This is a genomic window from Cellulosimicrobium sp. TH-20, assembly GCF_002105775.1.
Classification (GTDB): domain Bacteria; phylum Actinomycetota; class Actinomycetes; order Actinomycetales; family Cellulomonadaceae; genus Cellulosimicrobium; species Cellulosimicrobium funkei.
Map to the genome: position 1 here is coordinate 1,448,908 of NZ_CP020857.1, position 13,723 is coordinate 1,462,630.

Consider the following 13,723-nt stretch of genomic DNA (forward strand, 5'->3'; position numbering starts at 1 on the left):
GTATCTTGCAGGAGACCGAACAAATCCCGGGATCCCCAGCCCGGGCCGAAGAGCAACGAGGCCTTCATGACCGATCGATCGACACCCAGCGCGGCTGCCCCCGGCCGCTCGCTCGCCAGGACCTCGCCAGCGCGCTCGCGCGTGGTCGCGGCCTCCGCCGTCGTCGGGGCGCTCGCCCTCACGGCCGCCACCTTCGCGTCGCCCGCCGCGGCGGCGCCCCAGCCCACGGCCAAGCCGGCGGCCTCCGTCGCCGGGCCGTCGGACATCAACGGGTTCCGCAGCGTCGGCTACGTCATGGCCGACTCGCGCGTCACCCGCGACTTCCACGTGGCCGACCTCGTGCGCACCGGAGCGATCGAGGACCTCACCCACATCAACTACGCGTTCGGCAACGTCACGACCGACCTGGTGTGCGACATCGCCGACGTCCCCGGCGAGGGCGACCCCCTCAACGACTTCGTCGCGGAGGTGCCCGCCGCGGACTCCGTCGATGGCAAGGCCGACAAGCCGGGCCAGAAGCTCGCCGGCAACTTCAACCAGCTCAAGAAGCTCAAGGCCGTCAGCCCGGAGACGAAGATCCTCGTCTCCCTCGGCGGCTGGACCTGGTCGGACAACTTCTCCGAGGCGGCGTCCACGGCCGAGGGTCGTACGCGGCTCGTCGACTCGTGCCTCGACCTCTACATCGACGGCAACCTGCCGGTCGTCGACGGCAAGGGCGGCCCCGGCGTCGCGGCCGGCATCTTCGACGGCATCGACATCGACTGGGAGTGGCCGGTCACCGGTGGCGAGACGGCGAACGTCCGCCCGGAGGACAAGGAGAACTTCCTGCTCCTCATGGAGGAGTTCCGTGCCGAGCTCGACGCGCGCGGCGCGACGACGGGCCAGGACTACCTGCTGACGGCGTTCGCGCCCGCGGGCGGCTGGAACGCCGGCCAGGGCGGCTGGCTCGACCCGCGCCTGTTCGCGGTCGTGGACTTCCTCAACGTCCAGGGCTACGACTTCCACGGCGGCTGGGTCCCGAACAAGACGGGCCACCAGGGCAACCTGCACCCCGACGGCGCGGAGAACTGGGGCCTCGGCCTCGACGGCGCGCTCGGCATGTACGTGAAGGCGGGCGCGGACCCGTCGCAGATCAACGCGGGCCTCGCGGCCTACGGCCACGGCTGGTACGGCGTCAAGGACGGCACGAAGGGCTGGCAGCCCGCCGCCGGGTACGTCGGCACGAAGACGTACGCCGAGCTGCGCTCGTTCGGCGGGAAGAAGTTCTTCGACCCGAAGATCGGCGCGAGCTGGCTGTACAACGGCGACCAGTGGTGGAGCTACGACGACCCGGCGTCCGTGACGGCGAAGGCCGAGTTCGTCGCGACGCAGGGCTACGGCGGCGCGATGTGGTGGGACCTCTCCGGCGACTACCGCAACGAGCTCGGCGACGCCCTGGGCTCGACGCTGCGCGCGGCGACCCCCGGTCCCGGCGTGGCCGAGGAGTGCGCGGTGCCCTGGTACGGCACCGGCGTCTACACCGGTGGTGAGGTCGTCTCGCACGAGGGCTCGGAGTACAAGGCCCAGTGGTGGACCCGCAACCAGGAGCCGGGTGCCAGCAACGCCTGGAAGAAGATCGGCCCCTGCGGCACCGCGCCCGAGGTCGAGGCGGCGGTCTGCGCCCCGGCCTGGTCGCGCGAGGCCGTCTACACCGGCGGCCAGACCGTGTCCCGCGCCGGCGTGAACTACACGGCCCAGTGGTGGACGAAGGGCGAGCTCCCCGGTTCCGTGACGTGGGGCTCGTGGGACCCGGTGGGTCTGTGCGCCTGAGCTGACGGCTGGTCCGGGTGCCGCGCGCGCCCGGACCGCCCCCGCACGACGACGGCGGGCCCGGTCTTCGGACCGGGCCCGCCGTCGTCGTGGTGGGGGAGAGCGGCGCCGACGGGGTGCCGGGAGCGCGTCCCCCCGGGGTCTCAGCGCTTCGAACGCAGGTCGCGGCGCAGATAGTGCCACGCGAGGACGCAGCACACGATGCCGTTGAGGAGCCCCACGACGACGTCCGCCGGCCCGTGGGCGCCGCGGTAGAGCCGCGAGAGCCCCACGCCGAGCGGCACGAGGCAGCACAGCACCGTCACGACGACGCGCAGGACCGGGTTCGTGATGCGCTGCGCGAGCAGGGCGAGCGTCAGGTAGAACGCCGCCGACGCGCCCGTGTGCCCCGAGGGGAAGCTGGACGTCGGGGGCGCCTCGTCGAGCCGCGAGACGTCGGGCCGCTCGCGCCCCACGACGATCGACGACGTGAGGAAGATCAGCGCCTGCAGTGCGACGGCGAGCGCGGGCACGAGGGCGAACCACCACTGCCGGGTGCGCCACCACACGAGCGCGACGGTGAGCAGCGTGCCGCCGATGATGAACTCGGTCGTGCCGATGAGGGAGAGCACGTCGGTGACGGTGTCCCAGAACGGCGTGCGCCGTTGCTCGAACCACCGGTTGACCGCGACCTCGCCCGGCAGGTCGCCGAGCGGTCCGGTGACGAGGAAGCCCGTCGCGACGATGACCACCCACAGCACCGCCCCCGGGAGGAACGCCCGCAGACCGACGTCGCGCAGCACCTCCTTCGCCGTGGGGCGGGTCGTGTCCAGCTCGTAGCGGTGCACGAAGGGTTGCATCAGACCTCGTTCCTGGGAGTGTCACCGGAGGGACGGCCGGACCGCGCGGCGGTCCACCCGTGGTAGCCGACGGCGGACGCCCCCGCGACCGCGCCGCCGAGGAGGATCCCGCCGACGACGTCGGACGGGTAGTGCGCGCCGAGCAGCACGCGGTCGGCCGCGGTGACGAGGGCGAGCGCCGTCGCACCGCCGACCACCGCGACGCGGCCTCGCCGCCCGAGCAGCGGCCAGACGAGCACGCTGAGCGTCACCCCGACGGCCGCCGCGTTCATCGCGTGCCCGGAGGGGAAGCTCGCGCCCGGCACGGTCGACACGGCGTCCTCGAGGACGGGCCGCGCGCGGCCGACGACCTCCTTCGCGCCGAGGCCGAGAGCCCACGCGCCCCAGATCGTCCCGGCCGCCCAGGCCGCGCGCGACCCGAGCCCGTGGCGTCGCCACGCCCAGACGCACACGCCCATCGCGGCGAGGTTCATCCACCGCGCGGCGAGCGCCTCCTGCCCCACGAGGAGCGCGCGCTCGAGCGCGGGGCGCTCGCCGGCGAACCGCGTCGCCGCGGCGACGGCGGCGCGGTCGGCGTCGACGACGACCCCCGACTCCGCGCGCACGAGCCAGGCGAGCGCGAGCACGGGGAGCGAGGCCGCGACCCCGTACGCCGCCGCCCGCCACAGGGCGCGGTACGGGGTCCGGTCGGCTGGCACCCCCGGACAGTAGCGGCACCCCCGTGACGTCGCGCGCGGGAGCGGGTGCCTCGCGTCAGGCGGGGAGCGCCGCGACCGCCTCGATCTCGACGAGCGCGCCCGGCCGCCCGATCCCGACCCGCAGGACGGTCACGGCGGCGGGGTGCGGGCCCCAGACCTCGCCGACGGCGGCGAAGCCCTCCATGAGGTCGGCCTCGGGGTCGAGGTAGACGGCGAGCCGCGCGACGTCCTCTGGCCCGGCGCCTGCCTCGGCCAGCACGGCGAGGACGTTGCGCAGCGCCTGCGCCGTCTGGGCCGCGATGCCGCCCTCGACGATCGCGCCCGCGGCGTCCGTGCCGTTCTGCCCGCCGACGTAGAGCGTGCGGCTCGTCTCGACGATGGTGCCCTGCGAGAACGCGGGGTTGCGGTGCAGCCCGGGCGGGTTGAGGTGCGTGACGCTCTGCGTGGCCATGGTCGTCCCCTTCTGCGGTCCCGGTCCTGGTGCTGCCGACGCTACGCCGTGCCGCCGACAGACCCCCGACAGGCCCCCGGACACGACCCCGAGACGCCCTCGGCGGGTGGTCCGCGCGGCCCCGACGGGCCGGTCCGGCGTCGGCTGTGTAGGAAGGAGGGGTGAAGCAGTCAGCAGGGCTCGTGCTCTACCGGTTCCGTGCCGACGTCGTCGAGGTGCTCCTCGGGCACATGGGGGGCCCGCTGTGGGCGCGCAAGGACGCGGGCGGGTGGACGATCCCCAAGGGCGAGGTGGAGCCGGGGGAGGACGAGCACGCGGCGGCGCTGCGCGAGTTCGCCGAGGAGCTCGGCGTCCCGGCTCCCGCCGGCGCGGCACCGGACCTCGACCTCGGCACGGTGCGCCAGCGCGCGGGCAAGCTCGTCGCGGCGTGGGCGCGGGAGGCGGACCTCGACGTCACGACGATCGCGAGCAACACGTTCGCGCTGGAGTGGCCGCCGCGCTCGGGACGCATGCAGGAGTTCCCGGAGCTCGACCGGGCCGGCTGGTTCGCGCTCGCGCGCGCCCGCGGGCTCGTGGTCGCGGGCCAGGTCCCGCTGCTCGACCGGCTGGAGGAGCTGCTCGCGCGCGAGCCCGCGGCGAACGAGGCGACCAGGGCATGACGAGAGCCCGGGACCGCGGTCCCGGGCTCGTCGAGCGGGAGGCGTCAGCCGAGCAGGTAGGGCGCCGCGGCGAAGCCTGCGGCGAGCCCGACGAGCGCGACGGCGACGGCGGACAGGTGCGAGCGGCGCGCACGGCTCGCGGTACGGCGGGCTGCGTCGGTCACGGTGGTCATGACGGTCCTCTCGTGGGGGGGGCGGTTCCAGGGAGAGGGACCACGTCAGACGCGATCCATGACGCGAAACCCGGCCGTCGTGGCGCGATCTGCGTCACACCGCGGCGGCCGAAACGCGCCAACCCTGGTGCAGCATCGTGCACCAGGGTTGGTCGGCTCGCGCGGCGGAGCCCCGACGGGGGCCCGCCCGGAGGGTCAGACGCGCAGGACGAGCGCGTCCCCCTGACCGCCGCCGCCGCACAGCGCCGCCGCGCCGACGCCGCCCCCGCGGCGACGGAGCGCGAGCGCGAGGTGCAGCGCGAGCCGAGCGCCCGACGCGCCGACCGGGTGGCCGAGCGCGATGGCGCCGCCGTCGGCGTTGACCACGTCCGCGTCGATGCCGAGGTCCGCGACCGACTGCAGCGCGACGGCGGCGAACGCCTCGTTGATCTCCACGAGGTCGAGGTCCGCCGCGGCGATCCCCTCGCGCTTCACAGCGGCCTCGATGGCTCGCGCCGGCTGGGAGTGCAGCGAGTTGTCGGGCCCCGCGACCTGGCCCGCCGCGCCGATCTCGGCGAGCCACGGCAGGCCGTTGCGCTTCGCGAAGGCGCGGCTCGCGACGACGACCGCCGCCGCGCCGTCGGACAGGGGCGAGCTCGACCCGGCGGTGATGGTCCCGTCCCGCACGAAGGCCGGGCGCAGGCGCTCCAGGGCCTCGAGCGTCGTGTCGGCGCGCACGCCCTCGTCGTGCTCGACGACGACCGGCTCGCCCCGCCGCTGCGGCACCTCGACGGGGGCGATCTCCTCGGCGAGCCGCCCGGCGTCGCGCGCCGCGGCGGCCCGCTGGTGCGAGCGCAGCGCGAACGCGTCCTGCTCGGGGCGGCCGATGCCGCGCGTCGCGCAGCCGCGGTCGGTGAGCTCGCCCATGACCTCGCCGCTGAACGGGTCGTTCAGCCCGTCGTGCGTGAGCGAGTCGGCCATCGTCACGTCCCCGAACGCGAACCCGGAGCGCGACCCGACGACGAGGTGCGGCGCGTTCGTCATGGACTCCTGGCCACCCGCGACGACGACGCTCGCCTCGCCCGTGCGGACCAGCCGGGCCGCGTCGATGATCGCGGTGAGGCCCGAGAGGCACAGCTTGTTGATCGTCACGGTGGGCACGTCCCAGCCGAGGCCCGCGAGGATCGCGGCCTGGCGCGCGGGGCCCTGCTTGGCGCCCGCCTGCACGACCTGCCCGACGATCACCGTGTCGACCTGCTCCGGCGCGACGCCCGCGGCCGCGAGCGCGCCGCGGATCGCGTGCGCGCCGAGCTCGGCCGCCGAGAGCGAGGCGAGCGCGCCGCGGAAGCGCGCGAACGGGGTGCGCGCGCCGTGCAGGAGGACCGGGGTGACCTCGTCCTCGGGGGTGACGGCGGCGGCGTCGGGCATGGGGCTGGCGTCGGTGCTCATGGGACTCCGATCCGGGAGGGCGAGGAGACGGGGCGAACAGGAGCCCCGGCGCCGCGAGGAGGGGCGAGCGGCGCCGGGGAGCGGGGGAGGGCATGCGCCCTCGGGACCGTCAGACGAACGCGGAGACGCCCGTGATGTCGCGCCCGACGATGAGCGCCTGGACCGATTCGGTGCCCTCGTACGTGTGCAGGGCCTCGATGTCGGCGAAGTGCCGCGCGACGCGGTTCTGGAGCAGGATCCCGTTGCCGCCGAGCAGGTCGCGCGCGCTCGCCGCGACCTCGCGCGCCCCGCGGGTGCACGTGTACTTCGCGAGCGACGCCTGCGGGCCGGTGAGCGTCCCCGCCTCGTCGAGCCGCGTCATCTGCGCGACGAGGAGCTGGAGCTGCGTGATCGTCGAGAGCATCCGCGTGAGGCGCTCCTGCACCATCTGGTTCGCGGCGAGCGGGCGCCCGAACTGGACGCGCTGCTTCGCGTACGCGACCGCGGCCTCGTAGCACGCGACCGCGTGCCCGACGGCGGCCCACGCCACCCCGAGGCGCGTCGCGAAGAGCACGCGCGAGGTGTCCTTGAACGACCGCGCGCCCGGCAGGGCGTTCTCGGCGGGGACGAACACGTCGTCGAGCACGACGTGCGCCTGCCAGATCGCGCGGAGCGACACCTTGCCGGTGATGGTCGTGCCCGTGTAGCCCGGGGTGTCCTGCGGCACGACGAACCCGTGGACCTGGCCGTCGCCGTCGTCGCCGACGAGGCGCGCCCACACGACCGTGACGTGGCCCGACGACCCGTTGCCGATCCACTTCTTCTCGCCGTTCAGCACGTAGCCCTCGACGCCGTCGCGCGTCTCCTTGCGCGCCGTCGTCTCGAGCGAGACGGAGTCCGAGCCGTGGGTGGGCTCGGTGAGCGCGAACGCGCCGAGGATCTCCCCGCGCGCCATGGGCTCGGCGTACTTCGCCCGCTGCTCGTCGGAGCCGAGCATCTGGATGCTGCGCAGCGCGAGACCGCCCTGGACGCCGCAGATCGTCGCGACGGAGCCGTCGCCCCGCGACATCTCCATGGCGGCGAGGCCGGCGGCGAGCTGGCTCACGTGCGGACGACCGTCGACGTCGACGCCGTCACGCAGCAGGTCGAGCTCGCCCATGCGCTTGACGAGGTCGAACGGGACCTCGGCGCGCTCCCAGTAGTCGTCGATGACGGGCAGCACCTCGTCCTGGACGAACTGCCGGACGCGCTGCAGGTGGGCGCGGTCCTCCTCGGTCGCGTCGGCGAACGCGCCGGCGTAGTCGAGGTCGAGCGGGGTCGCGAGGTCGTAGGTGGGCTCGGTGACGCCGGGCATGATCGGGGTGGTGGGCATCGGTGCTCCCCTGGGAGGGCGGCTGCGGTCGGTCGACCGTCCTCGACGCGGTTGCCCGGGGTGCGGGCCCGGCGTCGGCGGCGGTCCCTCCCATAGTGCAGCGATACCCCGTCTCAGTCAATCGAGACGGGGTATCGGTGTTGGGTTGGGTCGGGTGACCGGCGGGTCAGGCGGGCGCGCCCGCCGCCGCGGCGTCCGCCTCGGCAGCGGCGGCCGCGCGGCGGTTGACGCGCCACCACACGAAGAACCCGACGAGCGTGAACGCGCCGTAGAACACGTACATGAACGCGGACGCGTAGAAGCCGGCCGAGATCAGCAGGGGCACGCCCACGACGTCCACGGCGACCCAGATGAGCCAGAACTCGACCCAGCCCTTCGCCATGCCGTACGTCGCGAGCAGCGAGCCCATGAAGATCCACGCGTCGGCCCAGACGGGCTCGTACGACTCGAGCGCGCGGAAGACCGGGGTCAGGAGGGCTGTGCCGCCGACGAGCGCGACGACGAGGAACACGCGCTGGCGCCACGACGCCCAGCGCGGCACGACGGCGACGCCGTGGCTGTCCGCGTCGGCGTCACCGAGCCGCGCCTGGGTCTTGCGCCACTGCACCCACCCGTAGACCGACACGACGACGAACATCACCTGGCGGCCCGCCTGGCCGAGCAGGTTGACGGGGTTGGGCGTCGCGAACACCGCGCCGAGGAACACCGTGAGCAGCAGCAGGTTGCCGACGATGCCCACGGGCCACGCCCACACCTTGCGCCGCATGCCGCCCAGCGCCGACGCCAGGCCGAACCCGTTGCCCACGATCTCGCGCCACAGCAGATGCTGGTCGCCGATCGTCAGCTGCGCGTCGAACAGCGCGTGGATCAGGTCCATCGGATGTCCTCGTCCTCCCGGGCACGGGCGCTCCGGGGTGAGGGCGGGCGGCCGGGCCGGGCCACGAGGGCCCGACGGCGTCGCTCACCACGGCGAGACCGCGCCCCGTCGCGCGGGCTCGCGAGAGCCCGGCCGAGGACGGCCGCGCCGCACGTGCTTCCTCCCATCCGGACTGTCACCGTCGGTCCTGGAGTTCCACCAGGTCAACCGCGCGTGGGCGCGGGTCGCGGACTGTCACCGCCGGCTCGGAATTGCACCGACCCCGGAGCACGTTCGTGCGTACTGCGTTCTGCAACCGCCGATGCTACTCGCGCATTCCCCGGGCACGGGACTCGCACCGCACCGTCCCACGGACTGAAACACGATGCGACCCTGCGCCGCCGAGCAGGTGGTCCTGGTCCGTCCGCGGGCGCAGACGAACCAGGACCACCTGCTCGGCGGGGCGGGGCGGGAGGGGTCAGGCCAGGGCGTCGCGGACGGCGCGCGCGACGTCGTCCGCGACGCCCTGCGCGTCCGCGTCCGCGTCCACCACGGTCACGACGACGCGGCGCGCCGCGGGCACGCCGTCCCCGCTGCGCTCCTGGGCGGCGGCGTCTGGCGCGGCGTACCGGCCGACGGCGGCACGGCGCAGGTCCGCGAACGCCTCCTCGAGCTGGGGGCGCAGGTCCTGCTCGGGGGAGCGCAACCACCGGCGCAGGAGCGCGTTGTGCACGGCGACGACGGACGCCGCGAACGCGATGGACGCCGTCGAGCGGCGCTCGTCCGGCGGGAGCGCGTCGCGCAGGTACGCGGTGAACGCGCGCTCGTAGCGGTGGGTCGTGACGAGCTCGCGGTCGCGCAGCGCCGGCACCTGCTGGAGGAGCTGCCAGCGGGCCAGGGACGTCTTGCGCTGACCGACGTGGTGGTCGAACACCAGCCGCGCCGCGCGGCACACCTCGAGGTACGGGTCGACCGTCGGGTCGGGCGTGAGGTGCCCCTCGGCGTCGGGCACGGGCCGCGTCGCGGCGAGCATGACGACGACCTCGTCGAGCAGGAGCTCGTGGTCCGCGAAGACCACGTCCTCCTTGGACCCGTAGCGGCGGAAGAAGGTGGCGCGGCTGACCTGGGCGGCGTCGGCGATCTCCTCGACGGTCGTCTGCTCGTACCCCTTGCGGGTGAAGAGCTCGATCGCTGCGTCGACGGCCTGGGCATGGGTGCGGCTGCGGACGTCGGTCATGCACCGGACGGTACACCGGTACCCGGCGCTCGCCCGGCCCGGGGCGGTGGCCCTGGGGCGGCGCCGGGTGCGAGGCTGGGGCCATGCCGGACCAGCCTCGCGTGCACGCGATCCACGTCGCGAAGGCCCGTCGGCTGCCGACGCGGGTCGTCGCGTCGGTCGAGGCGGAGGAGGGCAAGGGCCTCGTCGGCGACCGGTACCACGGGTCGAAGCACCGGCACGTGACGATCCAGACGCTCACCGACCTCGCGGCGGCCTCCGCGGACCTCGGGCAGGAGATCGACCCCGGTCTCACCCGGCGCAACGTCACGCTCACCCACGGCGACCTGCCCACGAAGCCGGGGTCGTTCCTGCGGATCGGGGACGTCGAGCTCCAGGTGCTCCGGATCGCCGCGCCGTGCCGGCTGCTCGACGACTGGATCGCGCCCGGCGCGATGCGCGCGATGCACGCGCGGGGCGGCGTCGTGTGCCGGCTGCTGTCGTCCGGCACGGTCCGGGCGGGCGACGTCGTGGTGTGGGACGAGGCGGCCGCCGGCGGGGCCTGAGCCCCGGGGCGGCCTCCGGCCCTACGGTGGCCGGGCGCGTGCCGTCGGCAGCGGCGCCCGTGCTTCGACGGTAGACCCGTGGTGGCCCCGCGTCGACGGCTGGGGCGGGTGAGACCGCGGGCGTCGGCGAGATCCCTGGTGCGCGGGCCGCGGGCGCCGGACCGAGGGTCAGCCGCCGAGGAACGCCTTCATCGCGAGGGTCGAGAAGAGCACGGCTCCTGCGGCCACGGCCAGCGCGACGACCCAGCCGTTCGCCCGCTCGACCGGGGGGACGGCAGGCCGACGCGCGGGGGCCGCGCCCCGCCGTCGGGCCCGGGACGCGCGGCGCGCGGTGAAGCGCAGGCCGCGCGCGGCCGCGCGGGCGGACGGCTGCTCGGGTGCGCCGTCGTGGGCGGGGAACGCGGTGTCCCGGGCGGGGGTGGGGGTCACGGTGCGCCTCCGGAGGTTGGCCGGCGCCGCTGACCGGCGCCGTACCGACAGTCTGTCCCGCGGCGCACCCCGGGCGCGTCGCCCGTCCGGTGGATCCTGCGGCCCGCCGGGGTGCGACCTCCGGATGACGAGTGCGTGGTCCTCGTGGCCCGCGAGGTGCACGCTCTCGCACCGCCGGCCGCACGGGCGACCCCACGGCCGACCGCACGGCGGCCCGGACGAGCGACCGCCCGGCGGTCAGCGCGGGGCGTTCTCCTGGTACCGGGGCCGGCCGCCCCGGGCGGCGCGCTGCAGGTAGCGGACCTCGCGCAGCGCGACGGCCGCGGCGACCACCAGCGGGACCCACGCCCAGACGCGGCCGCGCAGCACGAGCACGAGGCACACGACCGCGACGACGATCCCGCCGAGCACGGTCGCGACGCTCGCCCAGCGCACGCCGCTCCGGACGTCGTCGGCCCGCTGCCACCAGCGGCGCAGCCGCTCGCCGAGGCCGGGGCGGGGTGCCGGCCCCGGGCTGACGCTCATGCGCGGGCCTCGCGCGTGAGGGCGACGCCCTCGATGCTGCGGACGGCCATGCGGAGCGCGTCGGCGCGCGAGATCTCGCCGTCGTCGGCCATGGACCACGCGTTGAAGAGCATCCACCACAGGGTGCGGACGATCCACGCCACGCTGAGCTGGTCGTCGACGACGCCGGCCTCCTGCCCGCGGCGCAGCATCTCCCGCACCGGCTCCTCGGCCTGCTCGGACTCGGCCCAGAACGCGGACTCGGCGTCGGCGAGCTCGGTGAACAGCACCATGTACCAGGGGCCGAGGTCGAAGTACTCGAAGGCGAGGCGGCGCAGCGCGGAGGCCGGGGGTCCGTCGTCGAGCCGCGCGGCGGCGATCGCCGCGCGCGTGCGCTCGACGGTCTCGGCACCGATCGCCTCGACGAGGTCGGCACGCTCGGGGAAGTAGCGGTGCAGGGTCGTGCGGCCCACCTGGGCGGCCTGCGCGACGTCGCCGAGCGACGCGGACTTGTCCGTGCTGAGCACCGAGACGGCCGCGTCGAGGATCGCGCGGCGGGTCCGGGTGCGGGTGCCGCTCGTGGGCGGCGCGTCGGGAGCCGCTCGGGAGGGCGTGGCCGCGGGGGTGCTCCGCGCGCTCGTTCGTGCCGTCACGCGGCCCACGATAGCCCGCGCCGTGACGGAACGCCGCTTGTCACGGATGGAACACCCATGTTCCACTAGGGGCGTCGAGCGCCCCGGCGCACGACCTCCCGCGCCGCGTCAACGACGGTTGACGCGAGAGAGGATGTCAACCATGGTTGACGACATGTCCCCGACCTCCACCACGCCCGAGGCCCCACCCGCTCCTCGCGACGCCACCCCTCGGGGCCCGTTCCTCCCGCGCCTCGCGGTGCTGTGGCAGTTCGTCCGCCCGCACCGCCGGACCCTGCTGCTCGGCCTCGTGCTCGGTCTCGGGACGACGGCCGCGACCCTCGCGACGCCGATGGTCACCAAGTGGGTGCTCGACACGCTCGGCACGGGGGAGTCGCTGACCCCGGCCGTGCTCACGCTCGTCGGGCTGCTCGTCGTCGGGCTCGTGCTCGGGCTGTGGCAGTGGGTCCTGCTCGGCACGCTCGCCGAGCGCGTGGTGCTCGACGCGCGGTCGTCCATGGTGCGGCGCTTCTTCCGCGCGCGGATCGGCGCGCTCACCGGCCGTCCGACGGGCGAGCTCGTCACGCGCGTCACGTCCGACACGGTGCTACTGCGCGAGGCGGCGTCGTCGAGCCTGGTCAACCTCGTGAACCTGGCGGTGTCCCTGGTCGGGACGGTCGTCCTCATGGGCGTGCTCGACCTCGTCCTGCTCGGCACGACCCTCGGGGCGATCGTCGCCATCGGCGTCCTCGTGGGCGCCCTCATGCCCCGCATCGCGAAGGCGCAGGAGAAGGCGCAGGAGTCGCTCGGCAGCCTGGGCGGCACGCTCGAGGGCGGGCTGCGCGCGATCCGCACCATCAAGGCGAGCCGCGCGGAGGGCCGCCAGATCGACCGCGTGCTCGACGACGCGCAGGACTCCGCGCGCCACAGCGTGCGGGCCGTGCGGACCGAGGCGGTCGCCTGGAGCATCGCCGGGGGCGGCATCCAGCTCGCGATCATCGTCATCCTCGCGCTCGGCGCCTGGCGCGTGGACCAGGGGCTCCTGGCCGTGTCGAGCCTCGTCGCGTTCCTGCTCTACGCGTTCCAGATCGTCGAGCCTGTCACGGGCCTGACCATGAACGTCACCCAGCTCCAGGCCGGCATCGCGGCCGCGGGGCGGATCCGCGAGGTCCAGGCCATCGAGCCGGAGGAGGACGACGACCCCGCCGCGCGTCGTCCGGCCGGGGTGGGCGCGGCGTCGGGCACGGCGGCCCCGCACGACGCGCCGCGGCTGTCGCTGCGCGGCGTCACCGCGCGCTACCTGCCGGGCGGCGAGCCCGTGGTGCGCGACCTCGACCTCGACGTGCCCGCGCGCGGGCAGGTCGCGATCGTCGGCCCGTCCGGGGCGGGCAAGACCACGACCTTCTCGCTCCTGCTGCGCTTCCTGCAGCCCGAGTCGGGGCGGATCCTCCTCGACGGCGTGCCCTACGACGACCTCACGTTCGACGACGTGCGGCGCCGCTTCGCGTACGTCGAGCAGGAGACCCCCGTCGTGCCGGGCACCATCCGCGAGAACCTGCGCCTCTCCGACCCCGCCGCGACCGAGAAGGCGATGTGGGCGGCGCTCGCGCAGGTGCGTCTCGACGCCAAGGTGCGCTCGCTGCCCGACGGCCTCGACACGTCGCTCGTCGGGACGACCGTCTCGGGTGGCGAGCGCCAGCGCGTCGCCCTCGCGCGCGCCGTCCTGCACGCGCCCGACGTGCTGCTCCTCGACGAGGCCACCGCCCAGGTCGACGGGCTCACCGAGGCGGCCGTGCACGCCGTCATCGAGGACCTGGCCCGCGACCGCGCCGTCGTGACCATCGCGCACCGCCTGTCCACGGTCATCGACGCCGACGTCATCCTCGTCATGGAGGACGGCCGCGTCCGCGCGCGCGGCACGCACCCCCAGCTCCTCGCGACCGACGAGCTCTACCGCGAGCTCGTCGCCGCCCTCCGCATCGCCACCGAGGAGGCCCCCGCACCGCGCTGACCCGGGTGCGGCGATGAGTTCCGCGCCCGCCCGCGGTCGGACGTGTCGTCAGGACGGACGACGGCGGCCGCGGCGCACGCGGGCCGCGGAGGGTGAGGGCG

15 protein-coding genes and 1 riboswitch are annotated in these 13,723 nt (G+C 75.1%); of the genes, 4 read left to right on the forward strand and 11 right to left on the reverse strand.

What is annotated here, in order from left to right:
* Nucleotides 1-66: 66 nt before the first annotated feature.
* Entirely contained in the window at nt 67-1,809 is a 1,743-nt protein-coding gene (locus B8281_RS06440; protein WP_085387273.1) for a glycosyl hydrolase family 18 protein, read from the forward strand.
* 143 nt (nt 1,810-1,952) lie between these two features.
* Here the strand turns inward: B8281_RS06440 and B8281_RS06445 are convergent, their stop codons facing one another.
* Genes B8281_RS06445 through B8281_RS06455 form a run of 3 tightly spaced genes read right to left on the reverse strand, consistent with a single transcriptional unit; the run spans nt 1,953 to nt 3,797 of the window.
* Entirely contained in the window at nt 1,953-2,648 is a 696-nt protein-coding gene (locus tag B8281_RS06445; protein ID WP_085387274.1) for a phosphatase PAP2 family protein, read from the reverse strand.
* Nucleotides 2,648-3,346 carry a phosphatase PAP2 family protein gene (locus B8281_RS06450; protein WP_157446595.1) on the reverse strand — a complete coding sequence of 233 codons (699 nt, stop codon included), beginning with the start codon at nt 3,344-3,346 and terminating at the stop codon, nt 2,648-2,650. The genes B8281_RS06445 and B8281_RS06450 overlap by 1 nt, the downstream gene beginning before the upstream one ends.
* 55 nt (nt 3,347-3,401) lie before the next feature.
* Nucleotides 3,402-3,797 (reverse strand): RidA family protein, encoded by a 396-nt coding sequence (locus B8281_RS06455; protein WP_085387275.1) that lies wholly within the window; start codon nt 3,795-3,797, stop codon nt 3,402-3,404.
* Nucleotides 3,798-3,958: 161 nt separating this feature from the next.
* Here B8281_RS06455 and B8281_RS06460 point away from each other — a divergent pair, with 161 nt between their 5' ends.
* On the forward strand, nt 3,959-4,456 hold the full coding sequence (locus B8281_RS06460; RefSeq protein ID WP_085387276.1) for an NUDIX domain-containing protein: 498 nt from the start codon (nt 3,959-3,961) through the stop codon (nt 4,454-4,456).
* 44 nt (nt 4,457-4,500) lie between these two features.
* Here B8281_RS06460 and B8281_RS19955 read toward each other — a convergent pair whose 3' ends face one another.
* The 5 genes from B8281_RS19955 to B8281_RS06480 form a co-directional block, all read right to left on the reverse strand.
* Nucleotides 4,501-4,629, reverse strand: coding sequence for a hypothetical protein (locus B8281_RS19955; RefSeq protein ID WP_255179672.1), 129 nt, complete (start codon nt 4,627-4,629; stop codon nt 4,501-4,503).
* Between the two features lie 195 nt (nt 4,630-4,824).
* Complete coding sequence (locus B8281_RS06465; protein WP_085387277.1) at nt 4,825-6,036, reverse strand: acetyl-CoA C-acyltransferase; 1,212 nt, start codon at nt 6,034-6,036, stop codon at nt 4,825-4,827.
* A gap of 130 nt (nt 6,037-6,166) precedes the next feature.
* Nucleotides 6,167-7,408: an acyl-CoA dehydrogenase family protein gene (locus B8281_RS06470; RefSeq protein WP_043652250.1), complete on the reverse strand. Its 1,242-nt coding sequence runs from the start codon at nt 7,406-7,408 to the stop codon at nt 6,167-6,169.
* A gap of 166 nt (nt 7,409-7,574) precedes the next feature.
* On the reverse strand, nt 7,575-8,285 hold the full coding sequence (gene pnuC / locus B8281_RS06475) for a nicotinamide riboside transporter PnuC (RefSeq protein WP_051027656.1): 711 nt from the start codon (nt 8,283-8,285) through the stop codon (nt 7,575-7,577).
* Nucleotides 8,286-8,434: 149 nt separating this feature from the next.
* Nucleotides 8,435-8,560: riboswitch (FMN riboswitch) on the reverse strand.
* A 182-nt stretch (nt 8,561-8,742) separates the two neighbouring features.
* Nucleotides 8,743-9,501: a TetR/AcrR family transcriptional regulator gene (locus B8281_RS06480; RefSeq protein WP_085387278.1), complete on the reverse strand. Its 759-nt coding sequence runs from the start codon at nt 9,499-9,501 to the stop codon at nt 8,743-8,745.
* An 83-nt stretch (nt 9,502-9,584) separates the two neighbouring features.
* Here B8281_RS06480 and B8281_RS06485 point away from each other — a divergent pair, with 83 nt between their 5' ends.
* Entirely contained in the window at nt 9,585-10,046 is a 462-nt protein-coding gene (locus B8281_RS06485) for an MOSC domain-containing protein (RefSeq protein ID WP_085387279.1), read from the forward strand.
* Nucleotides 10,047-10,214: 168 nt separating this feature from the next.
* On the opposite strand, the gene B8281_RS20025 is transcribed toward B8281_RS06485, so the two are convergent.
* The 3 genes from B8281_RS20025 to B8281_RS06500 form a co-directional block, all read right to left on the reverse strand.
* Nucleotides 10,215-10,475, reverse strand: coding sequence for a hypothetical protein (locus tag B8281_RS20025; RefSeq protein ID WP_061268988.1), 261 nt, complete (start codon nt 10,473-10,475; stop codon nt 10,215-10,217).
* 237 nt (nt 10,476-10,712) lie between these two features.
* On the reverse strand, nt 10,713-11,000 hold the full coding sequence (locus B8281_RS06495) for a hypothetical protein (RefSeq protein ID WP_232322700.1): 288 nt from the start codon (nt 10,998-11,000) through the stop codon (nt 10,713-10,715).
* Complete coding sequence (locus tag B8281_RS06500) at nt 10,997-11,632, reverse strand: TetR/AcrR family transcriptional regulator (protein ID WP_157446596.1); 636 nt, start codon at nt 11,630-11,632, stop codon at nt 10,997-10,999. Before B8281_RS06500 ends, B8281_RS06495 begins: the two co-directional genes overlap by 4 nt.
* Nucleotides 11,633-11,786: 154 nt before the next feature.
* On the opposite strand from B8281_RS06500, the gene B8281_RS06505 reads away from it, so the two are divergent.
* Nucleotides 11,787-13,622 (forward strand): ABC transporter ATP-binding protein, encoded by a 1,836-nt coding sequence (locus B8281_RS06505; RefSeq protein ID WP_085387281.1) that lies wholly within the window; start codon nt 11,787-11,789, stop codon nt 13,620-13,622.
* The last annotated feature ends 101 nt before the right edge of the window (nt 13,623-13,723 follow it).

Excerpts from the sequence above, each read along its gene's own strand:
- B8281_RS06440 (WP_085387273.1), top strand. The coding sequence starts at position 67 with ATGACCGATCGATCGACACCCAGCGCGGCTGCCCCCGGCCGCTCGCTC.
- B8281_RS06445 (WP_085387274.1), bottom strand. The coding sequence starts at position 2,648 with ATGCAACCCTTCGTGCACCGCTACGAGCTGGACACGACCCGCCCCACG.
- B8281_RS06455 (WP_085387275.1), bottom strand. The coding sequence starts at position 3,797 with ATGGCCACGCAGAGCGTCACGCACCTCAACCCGCCCGGGCTGCACCGC.
- B8281_RS19955 (WP_255179672.1), bottom strand. The coding sequence starts at position 4,629 with ATGACCACCGTGACCGACGCAGCCCGCCGTACCGCGAGCCGTGCGCGC.
- B8281_RS06465 (WP_085387277.1), bottom strand. The coding sequence starts at position 6,036 with ATGCCCGACGCCGCCGCCGTCACCCCCGAGGACGAGGTCACCCCGGTC.
- B8281_RS06470 (WP_043652250.1), bottom strand. The coding sequence starts at position 7,408 with ATGCCCACCACCCCGATCATGCCCGGCGTCACCGAGCCCACCTACGAC.
- pnuC (WP_051027656.1), bottom strand. The coding sequence starts at position 8,285 with ATGGACCTGATCCACGCGCTGTTCGACGCGCAGCTGACGATCGGCGAC.
- B8281_RS06480 (WP_085387278.1), bottom strand. The coding sequence starts at position 9,501 with ATGACCGACGTCCGCAGCCGCACCCATGCCCAGGCCGTCGACGCAGCG.
- B8281_RS06485 (WP_085387279.1), top strand. The coding sequence starts at position 9,585 with ATGCCGGACCAGCCTCGCGTGCACGCGATCCACGTCGCGAAGGCCCGT.
- B8281_RS06495 (WP_232322700.1), bottom strand. The coding sequence starts at position 11,000 with ATGAGCGTCAGCCCGGGGCCGGCACCCCGCCCCGGCCTCGGCGAGCGG.
- B8281_RS06505 (WP_085387281.1), top strand. The coding sequence starts at position 11,787 with ATGTCCCCGACCTCCACCACGCCCGAGGCCCCACCCGCTCCTCGCGAC.